At 63.1% G+C, this 19,443-nt stretch carries 18 protein-coding genes and 1 pseudogene; 6 read left to right on the forward strand and 13 right to left on the reverse strand.

Going from position 1 to position 19,443, the window contains the following annotated elements; translation table 11 throughout:
• Positions 1 to 74: 74 nt before the first annotated feature.
• From BLQ85_RS15470 to BLQ85_RS15480, 3 genes are all read right to left on the reverse strand, one after another.
• On the reverse strand, positions 75 to 1,076 hold the full coding sequence (locus BLQ85_RS15470; protein WP_074578117.1) for an NADP-dependent oxidoreductase: 1,002 nt from the start codon (positions 1,074 to 1,076) through the stop codon (positions 75 to 77).
• 16 nt (positions 1,077 to 1,092) lie between these two features.
• Complete coding sequence (locus BLQ85_RS15475) at positions 1,093 to 1,950, reverse strand: oxidoreductase (RefSeq protein ID WP_074578118.1); 858 nt, start codon at positions 1,948 to 1,950, stop codon at positions 1,093 to 1,095.
• 90 nt (positions 1,951 to 2,040) lie between these two features.
• Positions 2,041 to 2,655, reverse strand: coding sequence for a TetR/AcrR family transcriptional regulator (locus tag BLQ85_RS15480; protein ID WP_074578119.1), 615 nt, complete (start codon positions 2,653 to 2,655; stop codon positions 2,041 to 2,043).
• A gap of 226 nt (positions 2,656 to 2,881) precedes the next feature.
• On the opposite strand from BLQ85_RS15480, the gene BLQ85_RS15485 reads away from it, so the two are divergent.
• Complete coding sequence (locus BLQ85_RS15485; RefSeq protein WP_074578120.1) at positions 2,882 to 4,042, forward strand: serine hydrolase domain-containing protein; 1,161 nt, start codon at positions 2,882 to 2,884, stop codon at positions 4,040 to 4,042.
• A gap of 165 nt (positions 4,043 to 4,207) precedes the next feature.
• On the opposite strand, the pseudogene BLQ85_RS24330 reads toward BLQ85_RS15485, so the two are convergent.
• The 10 genes and pseudogenes from BLQ85_RS24330 to BLQ85_RS15525 form a co-directional block, all read right to left on the reverse strand.
• A pseudogene (locus BLQ85_RS24330) lies at positions 4,208 to 4,294 on the reverse strand (XRE family transcriptional regulator); the annotation flags it as partial.
• 120 nt (positions 4,295 to 4,414) lie between these two features.
• On the reverse strand, positions 4,415 to 5,896 hold the full coding sequence (locus BLQ85_RS24335; protein WP_139201008.1) for a pentapeptide repeat-containing protein: 1,482 nt from the start codon (positions 5,894 to 5,896) through the stop codon (positions 4,415 to 4,417).
• Positions 5,897 to 6,139: 243 nt separating this feature from the next.
• Complete coding sequence (locus BLQ85_RS15490) at positions 6,140 to 7,243, reverse strand: VWA domain-containing protein (RefSeq protein ID WP_074578121.1); 1,104 nt, start codon at positions 7,241 to 7,243, stop codon at positions 6,140 to 6,142.
• Between the two features lie 22 nt (positions 7,244 to 7,265).
• On the reverse strand, positions 7,266 to 8,240 hold the full coding sequence (locus tag BLQ85_RS15495; protein ID WP_074578122.1) for a DUF58 domain-containing protein: 975 nt from the start codon (positions 8,238 to 8,240) through the stop codon (positions 7,266 to 7,268).
• A complete protein-coding gene (locus BLQ85_RS15500) occupies positions 8,221 to 9,234 on the reverse strand; it encodes an AAA family ATPase (RefSeq protein ID WP_074578123.1) in 1,014 nt (337 codons plus the stop codon). The genes BLQ85_RS15495 and BLQ85_RS15500 overlap by 20 nt, the downstream gene beginning before the upstream one ends.
• 33 nt (positions 9,235 to 9,267) lie before the next feature.
• Positions 9,268 to 10,209, reverse strand: coding sequence for a S1C family serine protease (locus BLQ85_RS15505; protein ID WP_074578124.1), 942 nt, complete (start codon positions 10,207 to 10,209; stop codon positions 9,268 to 9,270).
• A gap of 189 nt (positions 10,210 to 10,398) precedes the next feature.
• Positions 10,399 to 11,259: an ABC transporter permease gene (locus BLQ85_RS15510; protein WP_074578125.1), complete on the reverse strand. Its 861-nt coding sequence runs from the start codon at positions 11,257 to 11,259 to the stop codon at positions 10,399 to 10,401.
• A 16-nt stretch (positions 11,260 to 11,275) separates the two neighbouring features.
• Complete coding sequence (locus BLQ85_RS15515) at positions 11,276 to 12,181, reverse strand: ABC transporter permease (RefSeq protein WP_074578126.1); 906 nt, start codon at positions 12,179 to 12,181, stop codon at positions 11,276 to 11,278.
• Positions 12,182 to 12,188: 7 nt separating this feature from the next.
• A complete protein-coding gene (locus BLQ85_RS15520; protein WP_074578127.1) occupies positions 12,189 to 13,289 on the reverse strand; it encodes an ABC transporter ATP-binding protein in 1,101 nt (366 codons plus the stop codon).
• 157 nt (positions 13,290 to 13,446) lie between these two features.
• Positions 13,447 to 14,523: an extracellular solute-binding protein gene (locus BLQ85_RS15525; RefSeq protein WP_074578128.1), complete on the reverse strand. Its 1,077-nt coding sequence runs from the start codon at positions 14,521 to 14,523 to the stop codon at positions 13,447 to 13,449.
• A 221-nt stretch (positions 14,524 to 14,744) separates the two neighbouring features.
• Between BLQ85_RS15525 and BLQ85_RS15530 the strand changes: the two genes are divergently transcribed.
• The 5 genes from BLQ85_RS15530 to BLQ85_RS15550 all read left to right on the forward strand — a co-directional run bounded on the left by BLQ85_RS15530 (position 14,745) and on the right by BLQ85_RS15550 (position 19,431).
• Positions 14,745 to 15,590 carry a TatD family hydrolase gene (locus BLQ85_RS15530; RefSeq protein WP_074578129.1) on the forward strand — a complete coding sequence of 282 codons (846 nt, stop codon included), beginning with the start codon at positions 14,745 to 14,747 and terminating at the stop codon, positions 15,588 to 15,590.
• Positions 15,587 to 16,096, forward strand: coding sequence for a DNA-deoxyinosine glycosylase (locus BLQ85_RS15535; RefSeq protein ID WP_074578130.1), 510 nt, complete (start codon positions 15,587 to 15,589; stop codon positions 16,094 to 16,096). The genes BLQ85_RS15530 and BLQ85_RS15535 overlap by 4 nt, the downstream gene beginning before the upstream one ends.
• Positions 16,096 to 16,869, forward strand: coding sequence for a class I SAM-dependent methyltransferase (locus BLQ85_RS15540; RefSeq protein WP_074578131.1), 774 nt, complete (start codon positions 16,096 to 16,098; stop codon positions 16,867 to 16,869). Before BLQ85_RS15535 ends, BLQ85_RS15540 begins: the two co-directional genes overlap by 1 nt.
• Positions 16,870 to 16,912: 43 nt before the next feature.
• Positions 16,913 to 18,715: a type IV pilus assembly ATPase TfpB gene (locus BLQ85_RS15545; protein WP_074578132.1), complete on the forward strand. Its 1,803-nt coding sequence runs from the start codon at positions 16,913 to 16,915 to the stop codon at positions 18,713 to 18,715.
• A 230-nt stretch (positions 18,716 to 18,945) separates the two neighbouring features.
• Positions 18,946 to 19,431, forward strand: a complete 486-nt coding sequence (locus tag BLQ85_RS15550) for a tripartite tricarboxylate transporter TctB family protein (protein WP_074578133.1) — start codon at positions 18,946 to 18,948, stop codon at positions 19,429 to 19,431.
• The last annotated feature ends 12 nt before the right edge of the window (positions 19,432 to 19,443 follow it).

Below are 19,443 nucleotides of genomic sequence, written 5' to 3' on the forward strand. Positions count from 1 at the left end.
CTCCAGAAAAATAATAAGTGGGAAACACACAAATCCGGCTGCCGGCTTCCACCCGAACCGGCACGAACAAAAACTCAGCGAAGCTTGATGACCACCTTGCCCTTGGCGCGGCCCTGGGCCAGGTAGGCCAGGGCTTCCTTGGCCTGCTCGAAGGGAAACACCGTGTCGATCACCGGCCGGATGCGCTCCGTCTTGAGGAGTTCGCCGATCTGGGCAAGCTGGCCGCCATCGGGGTGCGCGAAGAGGAATGAATAGGTGACGTCCTGCTTTTTCGCAAGGCGCTTGATCTTGCGGCTCATCATCCCGAACACAAAGGCCAGGACAAAGTTCAGCCCCCGGGCGCGGGCAAATGCCGCGTCCAGCGGCCCGACCAGGGAGACCATGGTGCCCCGCGGCTTGAGGATGCCGACGGCTTTCTCCAGCGCATCACCCCTGACGGTGCCCAGCACCGCGTCGTAGCCGCGCAGCACGTTCTCGAATTCTTCTTTCTTGTAGTCGACCACCTCGTCCGCGCCCAGGCTGCGCACCAGGTCGACATTGCCCGTGCTGGTGGTCGTGCCCACCTTGGCGCCCATCTGCTTGGCCAGCTGGATCGCAAACGTGCCTATGCCGCCGGAGCCCGCGGGGATGAAGACTTTCTGGCCGGCGCGGAGATTCACGCGTTCCTTCAGCGCCTGCCACGAGGTGAGCCCGACCATCGGGATAGCCGCCGCCTGCACAAAGTCCAGGTTGTCCGGTTTCAGCGCGGCCGCGCTTTCCGGCACCACCGCGAACTCGGCAATCGCGCCTGTGCCCGTGTCGAAGATGCTCGCGAAAACGGCATCACCCGGCTTGAAGCGGGTCACGCGGCTGCCGACCTCCGTCACCACACCGGCCAGGTCGCTGCCCAGCGTGGCGGGCAGCTCAAACTTCACCACAGCTTTGAAGAGCCCGGTCGGGATCATGTTGTCGATCGGGTTGACGCCCGCGGCGTGGACCTGAACCAGCAGTTCGTCGGGTTTCAGCGTCGGGCGGGGAACTTCGGCGAAGCCGATATCGGGCGATTTGCCGTAGCGTTGGAAGGTCAGTGCTTTCATTTTTTTTCCTTGGTGATTACTTTTCAAGCACGGTGGTGCGAGACGGTGGCAGCGCCCGCGCATCCAGCTGCAGGTTTTTGCGTATGCCGGCATCGACCAGCCCGGCCGGCGCGAAGCGGCGCAGCCATTGCAGGCCGCCCGCGCGCGGGCCGGCGGTGTAGCGCAGCCTGGGTTTGGCCGCAAGGGCGGCTTTGAGCACGGTGTCGGCCACCACGGCGGGGCTGTCGCCTTGCTCGACAAATTCGCTCATCTTCTGCGTCACGGCCGCGCGGGCCTCGCGGTAGGCCTCGAGCTTCTCGTCGGGCTCCAGCAGGTTGGCGTCGAACTGCGTGTTGGTGTTCGCCGGCTCTATGACCGACACGCGTATGCCGCGTGTGCGCAGCTCATGGTCCAGCGACTCGGAATAGCCTTCCACCGCATGTTTGGTCGCGGCATACAGCGCCATATAGGGCATGGGCAAAAAGCCGAACACCGAGCCCATGTTGAGAATGCGCCCGCTGCCCTGGCGCCGCATATGCGGCAGCACAGCCCGCGTCATGCGCACCAGCCCGAAAAAATTGGTGTCAAAAATCGCCTGGGCCTGCGCGATGGAGCTTTCTTCTGCGCCGGCCGGCGCGACCCCAAACCCCGCGTTGTTGACCAGCAGGTCTATGCGGCCTTCGCGCGCGATCAGTGTCCGCACCGCGGCCTCAGCCGATTCATCCTGGGTCACGTCCAGGGCCAGCATCTCAAACGGTTTGGCCTGGCCTGCCTGCGCGCCGCGCCGGCTGGTGCCGTAGACCTTGTAGCCGGCTTGCACCAGCCGCAGCGCGGTCGCTTCGCCTATGCCCGAGGAGGCGCCCGTCACCAGGGCAATCTTGTTGTGCGTGTTCATGGGGTTCCTTGAGGGTCGTGAAGCGTGTTTGACATGATGTTCGTCATATATAAGGGTGAAGAAAAAAAGTGGGCCTACTTCAGGGGGAGATCAAACGGGGGCGGGTGTCAGCTGCTTGATCGCAGCCTCGCACAGGCTGCCCGCCAGCGCGGGTTCGTCGACCGCGCGCGCCAGCAGCAGGGTGCCGACCATGGTGGCCACTGTCACCAGTGCGCGTTCATGGGCGCCGGGCTGGCCCCAGTCGGGCGACTGGCGCGCGACCAGGTCAATCATTTCCTTGATGTGGCGTGTGGTGGCGCGGCGCACCTCGGGCGCCTGGCGCGGCGTCTCAGAGCCTAAGGCCGCCAGCGGGCAGCCCATTTCCACCTGGGCCACATGCTCCGGCGAAAGGTAAGCACTCACCATGGTCGCCAAAGCCTCATCAGGCGGCGTGGCGGCCACCACACCCGCCACCAGGGCGGCCGACTCGGCACAGGCCCGGGTCGCGGCTTCGGCCAGCATGGCCTCGCGCGAGGCGAAATGCGCATAAAACCCGCCATGGGTCAGGCCGGCTTCTTTCATGATGTCGGCCACGCCCGTGCCGCCATAACCGCTGCGGCGTATCGCCCGCGCGGCCACGGAGACGATGCGTTCGTGCGAGGCCTCCTTGGCGGCGGTCCTGGCATTGATTTTGGGGTGTTTTGCGTTTCGCATGATGCGCATCATACATTAATTCGAGTTAATCCGCAGATGACGCAGATTTCCGCAGATTGAAGAGAAGCAATTGGTATTTGGGACATCGTCCCGCCTCCATGCCAGACATGTTCGCCATGCCCAAGTCCAGCAGGGTAGGCTAGACTTCCCTCGCGGTAAGCAGCCGTACAGGGGGCCGGCCCAAGAGTCTGCGGCCATGGGCTGCGGTCAAGGCCGTTGCTCTGCAGGAGTCATTTGCATGCGCCACCTCGCTACCGCCGTCGTTTTGACCCTCCATGCGCTTGCCGCGTCCGCCGCGCAGGCGGGTGTACTTCCACCTCTGGACGAAGCAGCCGAGCGCCTGCAACGCCAAACACCGGCGCTGATGGCCAGCGCCGGGGTGCCGGGGCTATCCATGGCACTCGTCACCGACAAAGGATTAGCCTGGCACGGTACCTTCGGCCTGGCCAATGCGCGCACGCGGGAACCGGTGGTGGAAGACACCGTGTTCGAGGCCGCTTCACTGAGTAAAACGGTTTTCACCTATGCGGTGTTGCAACTCGTGGACGCCGGCCTGCTTGAGCTGGACGCTCCGCTCGTGCGCTACCTCCCGGGTGGCTATGAAGTGGGAGAAGATCCGCGCCTTGCGCAGATGACGGCGCGCCATGTGCTGAGCCATCGCACGGGCTTTCCGAATTGGAGGCCGGCGGGCGCACCTTTGACGATTCATTTCACGCCGGGTGATCGCTTCAGCTATTCAGGGGAAGGCTTTGTCTACCTTGCCCGTGTGGTGGAACGCATCACCGGGGAAAGCACCGAGCGCACGGTCAAGCGGCTGGTTTTTGAACCCCTGGGCATGCTGCACAGCAGCTTCCTCTGGCAAGACAGCCATGCGCAACACAAGGTTTTCGGCCATGACACTCGCGGCGAGCCGCAAGGGCAGCGGCGCTGGACGTCCGCGAACCCGGCCTCCAGCCTGAGCACCACGGCAGCTGATTTCGGGCGCTTCTTGGTCGCGGTTTTAAACGGTGAACGATTGAAACCGGACACCGCCGCGGAGATGCTGCGCAGCCAGGTTCGCGTGGGGCCATTTACCAGCAGCATCGGCCGGCCGGCAACACCGCTTTCGGACGAAGTCAGCTGGGGCCTCGGTTGGGGGCTGCAACAACGAAACGGGGACGAAGCGTTTTGGCACTGGGGCGACAACGGAAACACCAAGGCCTTCGCAGTGGTATCGCGCACGCATAGCCGTGGCCTCGTGTTCTTTGCAAACAGCGTGAACGGCCTGTCAATTGCAGCAGACCTCGTGGCCTTGGCCATGGGGGAGGGAGGGCAGCCGGGTCTGGAATGGCTAGCCTACCGGCGCTGGCAGAACCTGCCGCCCGGCAGTCGCCGCGATGCAGGTGTTGCGGGGCCTTGAGTGCTTTAGCAGGGGCGCGCTGCAATCTGCCAGTGATGCGGGATTGCTGCTGATGGTAGCTGGATAGTGCCAGGAGTCTGCCGAGGAGACTGCTGAGGCGAGAGCGATTGCTAACAGGACGACTAGCTTTGCGATTTGCAGCAGGATATCCATCGGGAATTCGGTTCCTGTACGCTTTGAAATTTCGCGAATGGACATCTGATTCCGCCACACCCAACGCCTGATGGAACTCAATGTCGCCACATCTATCACTCTCAATTTTTCCTGCTTTGACAGCCAGCAGGGTAGGGCTTATGTGGGCGACAAAGCGGCCAATCAATGATTGCCAAATATGCAGGCCGTGATCTTTACGAACATCTTGTGAGTTTTCGGCTAGCTCTCTGAGGAGGAGCCCTTTCTGAACTTGCCACGAATAGTCAGAATGATCAAAGCAACGATGCCAATTGATCCGAGTGCTTGGATCAACGATGCCGAATACATCCATAGGGAATGCAGCTCAACCAAACCCTTGTCGGAAAAAAGTGCAAGAGGATTAAATGCATTTTGCAAAGAAAGTGCCACACCAGGATAGTCTGCAATAGAACCTTGCGACTTGACGGATAAGAACGCGTTAGGAAGCATTTGAAATACGGCACCAAAAACTGCATTCCAAAGAATAAACACGAGTATCGCTCTAGATAACGTTTGTCCATATCCACAAACCGCGTCTTGAAACCACGACAAGGCGGTTTCTACTGGGTCACCCGTTGCGACAGATCGCTCTGATCTTTGCTCTAGCGCATAAAACACAATCTCTTGACGCGAGTCTTTCTGCTGACCGAAATGCGCCTTGAGTACTCGATAGGACGCCACATCTGCGGGCGTGCAACTGGATTTGAACAGAGACCCTGCCGCTGTAAAACGACAGGCCCTAAATCTTGTGTTTGGATGAAACTTAACGCCATGGAAATCAGGCGCTTTCTCGAAATTCGAGCTGGAAAAAATTAGGGGCTTTGAAAACGTTGAATTCAGAAAACGTATTGGCTCTTCTATGAACTCGCAATTTCCAAATGTCGCTAAGCCTTGAAAATGACAAGAGAGCAGATCGATACGGCGAAATTTCGTCTCAATCGCCCGAAATGCTCCCTCAAAAGTTCGCCGATCAAATGTCATTCTCTCAATCACGCAACCTGCAATACTGACATCTGCTGCGATACTTGAGGGGGTGCTAGCAGTCCAATCCAGGATGCATTTGTGCGACTCAGCTCGAGAATTTACCTGGATCCTAGAACCGTCAACTACTATTTCTTCTTGGTAGCTGTTTAAATGATCTGATAGGGTGAGCTTTCCGGCGTTCATCCAAGTAATAGTCAGTCCTCGCCGAAATTGCGTATTGCTGAATCTGATATTCGCATCGCTGTAAATCTCAACGCGCAAAGGCGACAAAAATTCCGTTAGGGTCGTGACAAGATAGTTGTCTTTGAGTCGGACAGTTACGGGACCGTCTACATGCACAGCGGTTAAATCAATAAAAATATTGGGCCGCTCTATCTTGTCCCAATCAAATTGGGTAACACCCTCCTTGAGTTCCCTCAAGAAATTAAGAAACTCTTGAACATACTCTGATTTGACGCTGATGATCTTGCTATTCCCAAAATCATCGCTGCGAAGACTAGGTACATTAGCGCTGGCAGAAATTTGATATGCGCAGTCTTCTAGACTTTGATGAGATTTCTTGAGTAAATGTGTGAAGGCTTCAGACAACTGCTTAAGCTGTTCCTCACTATGCCTCTGATCTCTTAGCAGTTGATCAAGACTCCGGAAAAGCCATTTCCACTGCGCTTGTCGGGCAATCTCTGCTTCGTCCTCCTTCATCCTAGCCTCCCGTTTCTTCTAAGTACGCGTGACCTCTCGTTCACGTTCTGGTACGTGTGACCTTAGCTCCTCTGAGCAGTTGGATTCGACCGAACACCGGTAGCGGCGCTTGGCTCCATTACTCAGTAACCAGAAACCCTGCCAGGCGTACAGCGTGCTTATAGGGATTTTTAGGTACGGTAAGGCCTGATCGAATAGGCTATATCTCCGCGATTCTGTCCCTCTATTCGGGGACATTCGCCATCAAAGAATCCGGTTAAACCAAAGCAACGACAAACTAGCCGACACCAAGGCCAGCGCAGCCGCCAGCAGCGCCAGCAGCCCGGAAATCTCGGTTTCTTTTTTCTCAATCGCGAGGCGCGAACTCAGCGTTTCATAGACCTTCTTCAAGTCCGCCGCGGTGCCCGCATAAAAGTACTCGGCCTGCGTGGTGCGGGCAATGCCTTTCAAGGTTTCTTCGTCGAGCTTGACGCGCATGGACCAGCCTTCAAACCCAATCGTTTCCCCATCCACCGTGCCCACGCCCACGGTGTAGACACGCACGCCGCGGTCGGCGGCGGCTTTGGCGGCGTCCAGCGAGTCCACGCCTGTGGTGCGCTGGCCGTCGGTCAGCAGGATGATGGCGCCCGAGGTGTAGGAGCCGGGGGCGACGGGGACAAACTCTTTTTTGGCGGCGGCGTTTTTGTCGGGGTTGAGGGCCTGGTCTATGGAGGTGCCGCGCGGTTTGTCGCGGCCATATTGCATGGAGGCCAAATCAATGCCGGCATCGGGGAACAGTTCGGCCAGCGAGACGACGATGCCGTTGCCGATGGCGGTGCCGCGCTGTAATTGGAATTTGTCGATGGCGACGACCAGGTCTTCGCGGCTCAGCGTGGGTTGCTGCACGACGGAGGCCGTGCCGGCGAATGCGACTATGCCCACGCGCACATTGCGCGGCAAATCGGCGAGGAAAGCCTTGGCGGCGTTTTGTGCGGCGACCAGGCGGTTCGGCAACACGTCGGCGGCGCGCATGCTGCCCGAGACGTCCATGGCCAGGATGATGGTTTCGCGCTGTGAGGGCAGGCTGATGACGGCAAAGGGCCGCGAGGCCGCGACCAGCATGGCGGCGATGGACAGCAAAAACAGCAGCGGCGGCACATGGCGCCTGAAGCCCTGGCCGCGGCCCATGGCTTCGCGCACGATGGAGAGGCTGGCATAGCGCAATGCCATCTTTTTCTTGCGGCGCAGCAGCCAGATATAGACCAGCACCAGCAGAGGAATGACAAGCAGCAGCCACAGAAATTCCGGCCACAAAAAGTTCGGCCAAGGCAGTTTGGCGATGAAGGAGGTGAACCCGCTGAAGTTCATGATGGGAGGTCCTTGGGTCGGCTCAGGCAGCGCGCTTGAGGTGGGCCGGCAATGCGGCGCCGCTGGCGCCGGTGCTGCGGCTGCGGCGCTTGCGCAGTTCGGTGAAGCGCATGATGGCGTCGACGAGATCGTCGTCGGTGGACAGCTCCAGCGCGTCGACGCCGGCGCGCGCCAGGGCTTGCCTTAACTCGGCCTCGCGCTGGGCCGCGATGCGCGCAAAGCGTTTTCGGAAACCCGCGTCATGGGTGTCGACCAGCAACTGCTCGCCGGTTTCGGCATCGCGTATCGGGATCAGGCCCAGGTCGGGCAGGTCCAGCTCCAGCGGGTCCAGCAGGCGCACGGCCACAACCTCGTGGCGGCGGGCCAGCTGGCCCAAAGGTTTTTCCCAGCCGGGTTCGCTGATGAAGTCGGACACCACAAACACGGTGGAGCGCCGGCGCAGCAGGTTGGCGGCGGATTCGAGCAGCTCGTGCAGGCGGGTGCTGCCCAGCTCGGTGATTTCAGGGCGGGTTTGCAGGGTGTGCAGCAAATGCAGCACATGGTGGCGGCCGCCGCGCGCGGGGAGCACGGCGTCGACGCCGGAGCCATAGAGCATGGCGCCCACGCGGTTGCCGTGGCGGGTCAGCATGCGGGCCAGCACGGCAACAAACTCGGCAGACACATTGCGCTTGCGCTGCTCGCTGGAGCCGAAGTCCATGGAGGGGCTCAAGTCCAGCAAAAACCAGGCGCTCATCTCGCGGTCTTCGGTGAAGACGCGCACATGGGGTTGCTCCAGCCGCGCGGTGACGTTCCAGTCGATATGGCGCACGTCGTCATGGTGCTGGTATTCACGCAGGTCGGCCAAATCCATGCCGGTGCCGCGCAGCAGGGTGCGGTAGTCGCCCTGCAGCAGGCCGTCGAGGCGGCGCAGCACCGTCCACTCGAGCCGGCGCAGCAGCTGGTCGGCTGTGGCGGCGGCTCTGGCGGGTTGGGCGGGTTCAGGCGGCGAGTTTTTCATGCTCGAGTGGTTTGGCTGGGGGCGGAATCTTTGCCATGATTTTTGCGATCAGGCCGTCTGCCGAGAGACCTTCAGAGAGCGCCTCATAAGACAGCACCAGCCGGTGCCTGAACACATCGGGCACCAGGTCCGTCATGTCCTCGGGCAGGGCATAGCTGCGGCCGCGCAGCAGGGCCAGGGCGCGTGCGCCTTCGGTCAGGTTGATGGTGGCGCGCGGGCTGGCGCCGAAGGTGATAAAGCGCTGCAAGTCTTTGAGCCCATGCTTGACGGGCGTGCGTGTGGCCGAGACCAGGCGCACCGCGTACTGCACCAGCGAAGGGTCGACATAAATGCGCCGGCATTCAGCCTGCAGGGCGGCGAGCTGCTCGGTGGTGGCGACGGCGCTCACGGCCACGGCCGGGCCGGTGACGCGCTGGACGATGACAAACTCTTCCTCGTCGGTCGGGTAGTCGATCAGCACCTTCATCATGAAGCGGTCCACCTGCGCCTCGGGCAGCGGGTAGGTGCCTTCGGTTTCTATCGGGTTTTGCGTGGCCATGACCAGGAAGGGCTCGGGCACCTTGTGGGTGGTGCCGGCTATCGTGACCTGGCGCTCCTGCATGACTTCCAGCAGCGCGCTTTGCACCTTGGCGGGCGCGCGGTTGATTTCATCGGCCAGCAGCAGGTTGGTGAAGACCGGGCCCAGCGAGGTGCTGAACTCGCCGGTTTTCTGGTTGTAGATGCGGGTGCCCACCAGGTCGGCCGGCACCAGGTCGGGCGTGAACTGGATGCGCTTGAACTGGCCCTGCACGGTGTTGGCCAGGGTCTTGATGGTCAGGGTCTTGGCCAGGCCCGGCACGCCTTCGACCAGCAGATGGCCCTGGGCCAGGATGGCGACCATGACACGCTCAAGGAAGCGGTCCTGGCCGACGACCACACGCTTGACCTCGTAAAGAATCTGCTCCATGAGCTGGGCGGTGTCGTGGTTGGCGTTTTCTGGGGTCGTGTGGTCCATGCGTCAGTCCTTGATGGGTGAGGTCGGGGATGTTCAGAACGGCGGCATGCCGGCCGCCGAGGCGGCGTTTTCAATCGGCACCGCAAAGCCTATGCCGACAAAGGTGCGCTGCTGGTTGGGATTGAAGATGGCGGTGACGATGCCGACCACCTCGCCGTCCATGGTGACCAGCGGGCCGCCGGAGTTGCCGGGGTTGGCCGCGGCATCGAACTGGATCAGGTTGCTCATCATCTGCTTGCCTTCGGGCGAGCGGAAGTTGCGCTTGAGGCCGGAAATGACGCCCTGCGAGGCCGAGGGGCCTATGCCGAAGGGGTAGCCCACGGCCATGACCTGGTCGCCGGGGGCCAGGTCGGCGGTGGAGCGCATGGTGGCGGCGATCAGGTCGTCGGGGATTTTGTGCGCCTGCAGCACGGCCAGGTCGTTCTCGGGCTGCACGCCGGTGATGCTGGCGGTGGACTCCAGCCCGTCGGCAAAGGTGACCTTGATGATCTGGGCGTTCTGCACCACATGCAGGTTGGTCAGGATGATGCCCTTGTCGACAATCACCACGCCGGTGCCCACGCTGCGCTGCTCGGTATCTTCCTTGCCGTCCTTGTCCTTGCCCAGGCCGGTGATGCGCACCACCGAGGGGATGATGGTGTCGTACGCCTTGGTGCCGGGCGAGGGCAGCACCGTGGTCTCCAGGGTCTTGAGCACGGCCGCGTTGATGTCTTCCTGGGTCAGCTTGCGGGCCGGGTGGCGCAGCGGCGAGGAAAAGCTGATCGCCAGCAGCAGGGCCAGCAGGCCGACCACGGACCACAGCAGGTAGAGCTGGTGGCGCGCCAGGTAGCCGGCCAGGCGGGCGGCGCGGGGGAAGCGGGAAGGTGGGGTGGGGGGGATGGCCTCGGCGCTGGTTTCGTCGGGTGCTTGCGCGCCCTCATCACCCGCGCCCTTGGCCGGACGGTTTGAACTGCTGTAAAGGGCTGGCCTGCGCATCCGTTCACCTCTGGGGTCAAAGTGTCAAAACCGGGCTGGTACGGGAGCGAGCGCCCCCCTGTTCACAGATGCACCGTATCACGATTTTCGCAACCATGCACGGGATTTGGCTATCCGCAGAAAGGGCTTTGTAAAGTGGCCACTTCTGCCCCTGCAAGAGGGGGGACCTGGAGGTTTTGTGAGCGGCTGTTAGCGCCCGGGGGAGTCCGGGGGACTGCGCAGCAGCGTCAGGGCCAGCGCGGCCGAGGCCAGCATCAGGAACAGGCTGACCGCATTGAGCGCCGGCGTCGCGCCTTCGCGCATGCGGCCGTACATCATGACGGTCAGGGGAGAGTCGGAGCCGACCAGCATCAGCGTGGTGTTGAAGTTCTCAAACGACATCAGGAAAGAGATAGCCGCAGCGCCGACCAGCGCGGGTTTCAGGTAGGGCAGGGTGATGGTGGTGAAGACGGCGGCGCGCGAGGCGCCCAGGTTGTAGGCGGCTTCTTCCAGGGTGATGTCAAAACGTTTCAGGCGCGCGGTGATGATGAGCGTGGCGATGGAGACGATGTAGGAAAACTGGCCTATCACCACCAGCGGCAGGCCGGGGCGCAAAAAGTCCAGTTCCAGGCCCCACCAGCTGTCGGCCAGCTGCGCCAGGCGGCTGGCAAAGGCCAGGATGGAGATGCCCAAAATCACGCCCGGGATCACCAGCGGCGCCAGCATCAGGAAGGACAAGGCCTGCTTGCCCGGGAAGCGGGCGCGTTCGATCAAAAAGGCATTGGTGGTGCCGACCAGCACGGCCAGCACGGTGACCCAGGCGGCCACCACCACGCTGGTCCAGAGGCTGGCCAGCAGCGGGCCGTCGGCAAACAGGCCGGTGCGGCCGGGCTTGCCGCCGAAAAACCAGTCCAGCGTGAAACCGCGCCAGGGCGGTGCCGGGTAGGGCGCGTCGTTAAAGGCGAATACCGCCACCACCCCCAGCGGCAAAAACAAAAAGGCAAAAAACGCCAGGGCATAAGCCACCGTGCCGGCGCGCAGCCAGGCGGGGCGGGGTAGGGAGGCGATCATGCGGTGTGCTCCATGGTCATGAACGCCGCATGACTTCGCCGAACTTCTGGCCCGTCAGTTTCAGGCCCAGCCAGACGATGGCGGTCGATAGCCCCAGCAGCAAAAAGCCAAAGGCCGCGCCCTGTTCCCAGTTAAAGCGCGTGATGAACTGGGTGTAGATCTGTTCGGTGAACCACAGCGAGTTTTTGCCGCCCAGCAGGGTGGGCGTGAGGTAGTTGCCCAGGGTCAGCATAAAGACCACGATGCAGCCGGCCAGTATGCCGGGTGCGGCATGCGGGATGACGATTTGCCACAGGATGGAAGGGCCGTTGCCGCCCAGGTCGTAGGCGGCTTCCACCAGCGAGTCGTCCAGGCTTTCGAGCGCGCTGATCAGCGGCACCACCATGAACAGCATGGAGGTGTAGACCAGGCCGACCAGGATGGTGGCGTCGCGGTAGAGCAGCTCCACCGGCGCATCGGTGATACCCAGTTGCACCAGCACGGCCGGCAGCACGCCGGATTCGCGCAGCAAAATCATCCAGCCCAGGGTGCGCACGGTTTCGCTGACCCAGAAGGGAATCAAACACATCACCAGCAGCAGCGACTTGGCGCGCCCGCGCACCAGCTTGGCAATGGTCCAGGCGATGGGGAAGGCCAGCAGCAGCGTGATGGCTGTGGCCAGGATGGACATCAGCGCCGTGCGCACAAAGGTGTGCCAGTACAGCGGCTCCTCGACAAAGGTGCGGTACTGCGCCAGGCTGGGCGCGTATTCGCGCGGGGCCACGCGCACGCGCAGCGAAAGCACGGCCAGGTCGATGTGCGGCAGCACGATCAGGCCCAGCAGCCAGACCAGGGCCGGCGCCAGCAGCAGGAACAGCACCAGCCTGGCCTGGGCCCGGCCGCCTGAACCAGGCGCTGAGGGCAGGACGGCCGCGGCTTGCATGGCGGCCTCAGGCGTTGCCGAAGCAGACGGCCTGCTCGGGGTCGAAGCTGAAGGCCACGGTCTCGCCTATGCGCAGGTCGGCGAAGCGCCCGGTCTGCGGCAGGGCGATGCGGAACTCGGTGCGGCTGGCGGTTTCGCGCAGCAGCACGGCCGAGTTGGCGCCGTCGAACAGCAGGCTTTCCACCTGGCCGGCGTACACCGTGTGGTTGGACGGCAGCTCGGTCGCGTCGCGCGCCAGGCTGATGGCCTCGGGCCGCACAAAGGCCTGCACTGCCTGGCCCGGCTGCAGCCGGCCGGCGGCGCGCGCGCGCAGGGCCAGGCCCTCGCCGCTGGTGAGCTTGACCACGCTGCCGGCTTCCGCGCCCGCGGCGCCGGTGCTGCCCGTGAGCTTGTTGTTGGCGCCCACAAAACCCGCCACAAACGGGGTTTGCGGCTGGTAATACAGCTGCTGCGGCGTGCCGAGTTGCTCAAAGCTGCCGGCGTTCATCACGGCCACGTGGTCGGACAGCACCAGGGCCTCGGACTGGTCGTGGGTGATGTAGACAAAGGTGGTGCCGAAGGCCGCCTGCAGCTGCTTGAGCTCGACCTTCATGTGCTCGCGCAGCTTCAGGTCCAGCGCGCCCAGCGGTTCGTCGAGCAGCAGCAGCGTGGGCTCCAGCACCAGGCTGCGCGCGATGGCCACGCGCTGTCGCTGCCCGCCCGAGAGCTGGTCCACACGCTTGTCCTGCATGCCGGGCAGGCTCACGCGCTCCAGCATGGCACCCACCTTGGCCGCGATGTCGATGCGCGACAGGCCGCGCCGCGCCAGGCCGTAGCCGACGTTCTCGCCGACCGACATCATGGGAAACAGCGCCAGGTGCTGGAACACCATGTTGACCGGCCGCTGGTTGGGCGGCACGCCGTTCATGGGCTTGCCGCCTATGTGGATCTGGCCCGCGTCGGGCGACAGAAAGCCCGCGATCATGCGCAGCAGCGTGGTCTTGCCGCAGCCCGAGGGGCCGAGGATGGAGAAAAAGCTGCCGCGCTCCACCGTGAAGGACAAATCCTTCACGGCGGGCTGGCCGGCGTAGGTTTTACCGACGTGCTCGGCTTGCAAATCCGCGTGCATGGGTGGACGTGCCTGCTTTAGTTATCTACCGCGCGCGCCAGCGGACGGGTGCTTGCACACAAAGAGCGAAAGGCCAGTGAAAGCGCGGAACCGGCTTTGCCGGGCCGCAGCTTTCGTCCCCCTGGGGGGAAGGCGCGAAGCGACTCAGGGGGGCTACTCAATTAGCTGCCTTGATGCGGTCCAGCACGCGGCCTTCGATGTCTTCGATGCCGGCTGGGACAGCGGGATACCACTTGACGTTTTTCAGCGCGGCTTCGGGGAAGCTGGCGGCGAACTGGGCCTTGAGCTTGGGGTCGGCCAGCTGGTCGGCACCCTTGGAGGCGGTGAAGTTGCCGGCCGAGCCCGCGACCTTGGCGGCGATTTCAGGGCGCATGTTGAAGTTGATCCAGGCGTAGGCGGCGGCATCGTTGCGGCCCTTGGCGGGGATGGCGAAGGTGTCTATCCAGCCCAGCGCGCCGGACTTGGGCGCGATGTACTGGATCTCGGGTTTCTCGGCGTTGAGCTTCCAGCCGCCGGTGTCCCACATCATGGCGCCCACGACCTCGCCGGCGCGCATGCCGTTGAGCAGCTGGTCCTTGTTGTCCCAGTAGAACTTGATGTTGCTCTTGCAGGCGACCATGGTCTTGCCGACTTCGTCCATCAGCGCACCGTAGGCTTTCGGGTCCTTGTAGAGCGCAAACGGGTCCTTGCCGGAAGCGAAGGCAAAGGCCAGCAGGGTGGGGCGTTTGAGGCGCATGGCGGTCTTGCCCTTGACGTCGGCCTTGCAGAGGTCGGGGTAGTCCGTCATCTTGGCCAGCTTGGTGTTGACGACCAGGCCGTCGGTGCCCCAGATGTGCGGCAGGCCGTAGACCTTGCCGTCCAGCGTGGTGTTCTTTTTGGTGGCCTCCAGCATGGAGGGGATAAAGAGCTCGGACTTGATCTTGCTGAGGTCCATGGGCTTGTAGATGCCGAATTCCTGCTGCGGGCCGGTGATGCGGTCCTGCGAGGGCTGGGCCAGGTCAAAGCCGGCGCCGCCGGTGGCGCGCAGCTTGGAGATCATCTCTTCGTTGTTCGAGAGGGTCAGCTCGACGTCGATGCCGGTTTCCTTCTTGAACTGCGCCACGACGTCGGCCGGCACATAGTCGGCCCAGGTGATCAAGCGCAGCTTCTGGTCTTGCGCCCAGGCGGCGCCACTGAGGCTGGAGGCGAGCAGGCCGGCGCCGAAAATCTGGCTCATCAGGCGGGATAATTTCATTTGGCTTTCCTTTGTTATGTCGAGTGGGACGGGTTGACGAAAGGGGATCAGCTGAAAAGAAACCGGGGCGAAAACCGGGGGCCCGTGAGGGGCTGTTCCGCCTGAAAAAAAGCATAGGGTGTCCCGATTTCATTTCTGTGTCAACATCTTCATCAGGGGCTTGGCTCTTTTTCCCCTGGCTTCCCTCTCTTGACCGCACCCCCTTTGCACCCCTTTAGCGCATGACTTTCTGGATAGACACGCATTGCCACCTGGACGCCGGGGAACTGGCTGCCGACGTGGACGCGGTGCGCGCGCGCGCCGCCGCGAACGGGGTGGCGCACTGCGTGATCCCGGCCGTCGGGGTGTTTAACTTCGAGGCGGTGCGGCTGCTGGCGCACCGGTTTGCGGACAGCTATGCGCTGGGCATACACCCGCTGTGCGTGCCGCAGGCGCGCGATGAAGACCTGCAGGCGCTGGACGCGGAGCTGGCCCTCAGGCGCGGCGACCCGCGGCTGGTGGCGGTCGGGGAAATCGGCCTCGATTATTTTGTGCCGGCGCTCACTGAAAGCCCTATGCGCGAGCGCCAGGAGTTTTTCTACCGCGAGCAGCTCAAGCTGGCGCGCAAGCACGGCCTGCCGGTGATCCTGCATGTGCGGCGCTCGGCCGACAAGCTGCTCAAGCATTTGCGCGAGCTGGCGCCCGAGGGCGGCTGGCAGGGCATAGGCCATGCCTTTAACGGCAGCGACCAGCAGGCGGGCGAGTTCCTCAAGCTGGGCTTCAAGCTGGGCTTTGGCGGCGCGGTGACCTTTGAGCCGGCGCGCCAGTTGAGGCGCCTGGCGGTGGAGTTGCCGCTGCAGGCACTGGTGATGGAAACCGATTCGCCCGACATCCCGCCGCACTGGGTGTACACCACGGCGGCCGAGCGCGAGGCCGGCAAGCCGCAGGGCCGCAACGAGCCGGGCGAGCTGCCGCGCATCGCGCAGCAGGTAGCCGGGCTGCGTGGCATCAGCGAGGAAGCGTTGGCGGCCGCCACCACGGCCAATGCCCTGCAGGCCTTGCCGGGCCTCAAGGCGCTGCTCGCATGAAGGCTGTGCCACTGACCGGCCTGGCGCCGCTGGTGTCGGACCGCACCCGGCTGCTGGTGCTGGGCAGCTTTCCGGGCGCGGCCTCGCTGGCGGCGCAGCAGTATTACGGCCACCCGCAAAACCATTTCTGGAAAATCCTCAAGGCGCTGTGGCCGCCCGGCCCGGTGGACACCGGCCCGGATGCGTACCGGGCGCGCGGCGAGTGGCTGCTGTCCAAGGGCTTGGGCCTGTGGGATGTGTACGCGGCCTGCGAGCGCGAAGGCAGCCTGGACAGCGCGATCCGCAATGCCGAGGTCAACGACCTGGCAGGCCTGCGCCGGCTGTGCCCGGCGCTGGAAGCGATTGCCCACAACGGCGGGGAAAGCTTCAAGCATTCCAGGCACACCTTGGCGCTGGGCCTGCCGGTTTATAAATTGCCCTCGACCAGCCCGGCGAATGCCTCCTGGAGTTTTGAGCGCAAACTCGCGGCTTGGCGGGAAGTTTTTGAAAAACACGGACTGGTTTGATGCAAAGAAAAGAAGCGGCCAAAGAGAACACGGAACTTGAGTTACCCGAGGTCAATTTCTCGGATTACGGCGATGTGCGCTTTCTGCACCTGGGCACTGAATGGGTGCAGGGCTCCATGCTGCGCGACGCGCCCTATGACATCGAGCTGGAGTATGTGCAGCGCATGATGGCGGGCCTGCTGTTCATGGACGCCGCGGCCGTGCCCAAAAAGCACGCCATGCAGCTGGGCCTGGGCTCGGCCGCGCTGACCAAGTTCTGCTACAAAAAGCTGCGCATGAAGACCACGGCGATTGAAATCAACCCGCAGGTGGTCACGGCCTGCCGGGTCTGGTTCAAGCTGCCGCGCGACGACCTGCGGCTGCACGTGATCGAGGCCGATGCCGCGGCCGAGATCAAAAAGCCGGCACACCAGGGCACGGTGGACTTGCTGCATGTGGACCTCTACGACCATGAGGCGGCCGCGCCGGTGCTGGACAGCGCCGATTTTTATGAAGACTGCCGCGGCCTGCTGGCCGAGAACGGCGTGATGACGGTGAACCTGTTCGGCCGCGATTCCAGCTATGTGCAGTCGCTGAGCAAGATCGCCGAGGCCTTCGGCCCCGAGGCGGTCTGGGCCTTCACGCCGACGCGCGAAGGCAACACCGTGGTGCTGGCCCAACAGGAGCCCACGCGGCCCGAGCGCGCCGCGCTCTTGCTGCAGGCCGGCGTGATCGAATCGCGCTGGGACCTGCCGGCCAAAAAGTGGCTGCGGCTGTTCAAGCCGGTGGCTTGAGGCGGGTAACAAAAGCCCGGATGGATGGGGTACAGTGCCACCCATGAGCGCCGTGACCCATCCCAAGCCCCATCGTGATGCGCATGCTAAAAAAGGCCACGCCGGCCCGCTGGACTGGCGCATCCTGGTGGAGTGGCTGGGCGAGGACGGCGTGATCAGCGCCACCGAGGCGCAGCGCACCATCGCGCGCTGCTCGCAGGTGCAGAGCGCGCAGCCGCCGCTGATGCGGCTGGCCAGCGTGGGCATGACGCGGCTGGCCGACGGCAAGCCGCTGGACATCGAAACCATGTCGCAGTGGCTGGCCGGCCGGGCGGGCCTTGGCTACCTGCGCATAGACCCGCTCAAGGTCGACGTGGGCAAGGTGGCGGACACCATGTCGGCCATGTATGCCGAGCGCCACAAGGTGCTGCCGGTGCAGGTCACGCCCAGCGAGGTGGTGATCGCCACCTCCGAGCCCTTCATCACCGACTGGGTGCAGGAAGTCGAGCGCCAGGCCAAGCGCAGCGTGCGCCTGGTGGTTTCCAGCCCGCTGGACATCACCAAGTTCACGGCCGAGTTTTTCGCGCTGGCCAAATCGGTCAAGGCCGCGGTCAAGTCGGGCAGCGCCTCGGGCTCGGCGAGTTTTGAGCAGCTGGTGGAGCTCAACAAGAGCAACAAGCAGTTGGACGCCAACGACCAGGGCGTGGTGCAGGTGGTGGACTGGCTCTGGCAATACGCTTTCGACCAGCGCGCCAGCGACATCCACCTGGAGCCGCGCCGCGAGCAGGGCGTGATCCGTTTCCGCATCGACGGTGTGCTGCACCCGGTGTACCAGCTGCCCATGGGCGTGCACAACGCGATGACGGCGCGCATCAAGCTGCTGGGCCGCATGGACGTGGTGGAAAAGCGCCGCCCGCAGGACGGCCGCATCAAGACACGCAACCCGCGCGGCGACGAGATCGAAATGCGGCTGTCGACGCTGCCCACGGCCTTCGGCGAAAAAATGGTGATGCGGATTTTCGACCCGGACACCACGGTCAAGAACCTGGACGCGCTGGGCTTTTCGCAGCATGACGGCGACCGCTGGGAGGCGCTGGTCAAGCGGCCCCACGGCATCATCCTGGTCACCGGGCCGACCGGATCCGGCAAGACCACCACCTTGTATTCCACGCTCAAGCGGTTGGCCACCGAGGAGGTCAACGTCAGCACGATCGAAGACCCGATCGAAATGATTGAGGCCTCCTTCAACCAGACGCAGGTGCAGGCGCACCTGGACTTTGATTTTCCTGAAGGCCTGCGCGCGCTGATGCGGCAGGACCCGGACATCATCATGGTGGGCGAAATCCGCGACCTGCAGACCGCCGAGATGGCGGTGCAGGCGGCGCTCACGGGCCACCTGGTGTTCAGCACGCTGCACACCAACGACGCGCCCTCGGCGGTCTCGCGCATGATGGAGCTGGGCGTGCCGTCCTACCTGATTAACGCCACCATGCTGGGCGTGCTGGCCCAGCGGCTGGTGCGCACCCTGTGCCCCAGCTGCCGCGAGCCCGACGAGGACGCCGCGCGCGAAACCCTGGCCGAGCTGGTCAAGCCCTGGCAGATCAGCGGCGGCTACCGGCCCTACAAACCGGTGGGCTGTGTGGATTGCCGCATGACGGGTTTCCGCGGGCGCATGGGGCTGTATGAATTACTCACGGTCACCGAGGGCTTCAAGGAAAAGGTCTCCAAGGAGCCGAATATCGACGCGCTGCGGCGCCAGGCGGTCAGCGAAGGTATGCGCCCGCTTCGGCTGGCCGGCGCGCTGAAAGTGGCCGAGGGCCTGACCACCATCGAGGAAATCCTGGCCTCCACGCCGCCCTTGTCTTGAGGGCGAACCCGCGGCCTTAACAAGGCCCGTGTTTCGGCCGTAAACCCATGTTGGAGAGGGCGATACCGAGGGTTTTCACGGCTTTTCACGGCGCCCGGCCTTCCTGTAAGTGAGGGGTAAGCCAAAGATAAACGAAAGGTAAGTGAAAGCCACATGTCGGGGCAGGGGGATTGAATGCACAATCCAGCGATTCTTTCTTTTACTTTTATGTATGTATTGAGGAGACAGCCGTGAATATCAAGAGTCAAAAAGACTTTTTCTCCGGCCTCATGTTCATGGGCGTCGGCGTGGCGTTCGCATGGGGGGCTACGACCTATAACGTGGGCGAAGGCGCCCGCATGGGCCCCGGCTACTTCCCGCTGATGCTGGGCGTGCTGATGGCCATCCTGGGCGCGGCCATCACCTTCAAGGCGCTGGTGGTGGAAGCCGTCGGCGGCGACAAGATCGGCAAGTGGGCCTGGAAGCCGCTGGCCTACATCATCCTGGCCAACCTGATCTTCGGCGTGCTGCTGGGCGGCCTGCCCAGCATCAAGCTGCCCCCCATGGGCATGATCGTGGCCATCTACGCGCTGACCTTTATTTCCAGCATGGCCGAAGACGGCTGGAAAGTGAAAAACACCTTCATCCTTGCGACCGTGTTGGCCATCGGCAGCTACCTCGCCTTTGTCGTCCTGCTCAAGCTGCAGTTCCCGGTGTGGCCTTTCTTCATCGGCTAAGGAGATATCAAA

The organism is Polaromonas sp. JS666 (genome assembly GCF_900103405.1).
GTDB lineage: Bacteria > Pseudomonadota > Gammaproteobacteria > Burkholderiales > Burkholderiaceae_C > Polaromonas.

Bases quoted from the DNA above. Each gene is read 5' to 3' on its own strand.
- BLQ85_RS15535 (WP_074578130.1), top strand. From the start codon at position 15,587: ATGAAGGCTGTGCCACTGACCGGCCTGGCGCCGCTGGTGTCGGACCGC.
- BLQ85_RS15480 (WP_074578119.1), bottom strand. From the start codon at position 2,655: ATGATGCGCATCATGCGAAACGCAAAACACCCCAAAATCAATGCCAGG.
- BLQ85_RS15485 (WP_074578120.1), top strand. From the start codon at position 2,882: ATGCGCCACCTCGCTACCGCCGTCGTTTTGACCCTCCATGCGCTTGCC.
- BLQ85_RS15520 (WP_074578127.1), bottom strand. From the start codon at position 13,289: ATGCACGCGGATTTGCAAGCCGAGCACGTCGGTAAAACCTACGCCGGC.
- BLQ85_RS15515 (WP_074578126.1), bottom strand. From the start codon at position 12,181: ATGCAAGCCGCGGCCGTCCTGCCCTCAGCGCCTGGTTCAGGCGGCCGG.
- BLQ85_RS15540 (WP_074578131.1), top strand. From the start codon at position 16,096: ATGCAAAGAAAAGAAGCGGCCAAAGAGAACACGGAACTTGAGTTACCC.
- BLQ85_RS15525 (WP_074578128.1), bottom strand. From the start codon at position 14,523: ATGAAATTATCCCGCCTGATGAGCCAGATTTTCGGCGCCGGCCTGCTC.
- BLQ85_RS15530 (WP_074578129.1), top strand. From the start codon at position 14,745: ATGACTTTCTGGATAGACACGCATTGCCACCTGGACGCCGGGGAACTG.
- BLQ85_RS15510 (WP_074578125.1), bottom strand. From the start codon at position 11,259: ATGATCGCCTCCCTACCCCGCCCCGCCTGGCTGCGCGCCGGCACGGTG.
- BLQ85_RS15495 (WP_074578122.1), bottom strand. From the start codon at position 8,240: ATGAAAAACTCGCCGCCTGAACCCGCCCAACCCGCCAGAGCCGCCGCC.
- BLQ85_RS24335 (WP_139201008.1), bottom strand. From the start codon at position 5,896: ATGAAGGAGGACGAAGCAGAGATTGCCCGACAAGCGCAGTGGAAATGG.
- BLQ85_RS15470 (WP_074578117.1), bottom strand. From the start codon at position 1,076: ATGAAAGCACTGACCTTCCAACGCTACGGCAAATCGCCCGATATCGGC.
- BLQ85_RS15500 (WP_074578123.1), bottom strand. From the start codon at position 9,234: ATGGACCACACGACCCCAGAAAACGCCAACCACGACACCGCCCAGCTC.
- BLQ85_RS15505 (WP_074578124.1), bottom strand. From the start codon at position 10,209: ATGCGCAGGCCAGCCCTTTACAGCAGTTCAAACCGTCCGGCCAAGGGC.
- BLQ85_RS15545 (WP_074578132.1), top strand. From the start codon at position 16,913: ATGAGCGCCGTGACCCATCCCAAGCCCCATCGTGATGCGCATGCTAAA.
- BLQ85_RS15490 (WP_074578121.1), bottom strand. From the start codon at position 7,243: ATGAACTTCAGCGGGTTCACCTCCTTCATCGCCAAACTGCCTTGGCCG.
- BLQ85_RS15475 (WP_074578118.1), bottom strand. From the start codon at position 1,950: ATGAACACGCACAACAAGATTGCCCTGGTGACGGGCGCCTCCTCGGGC.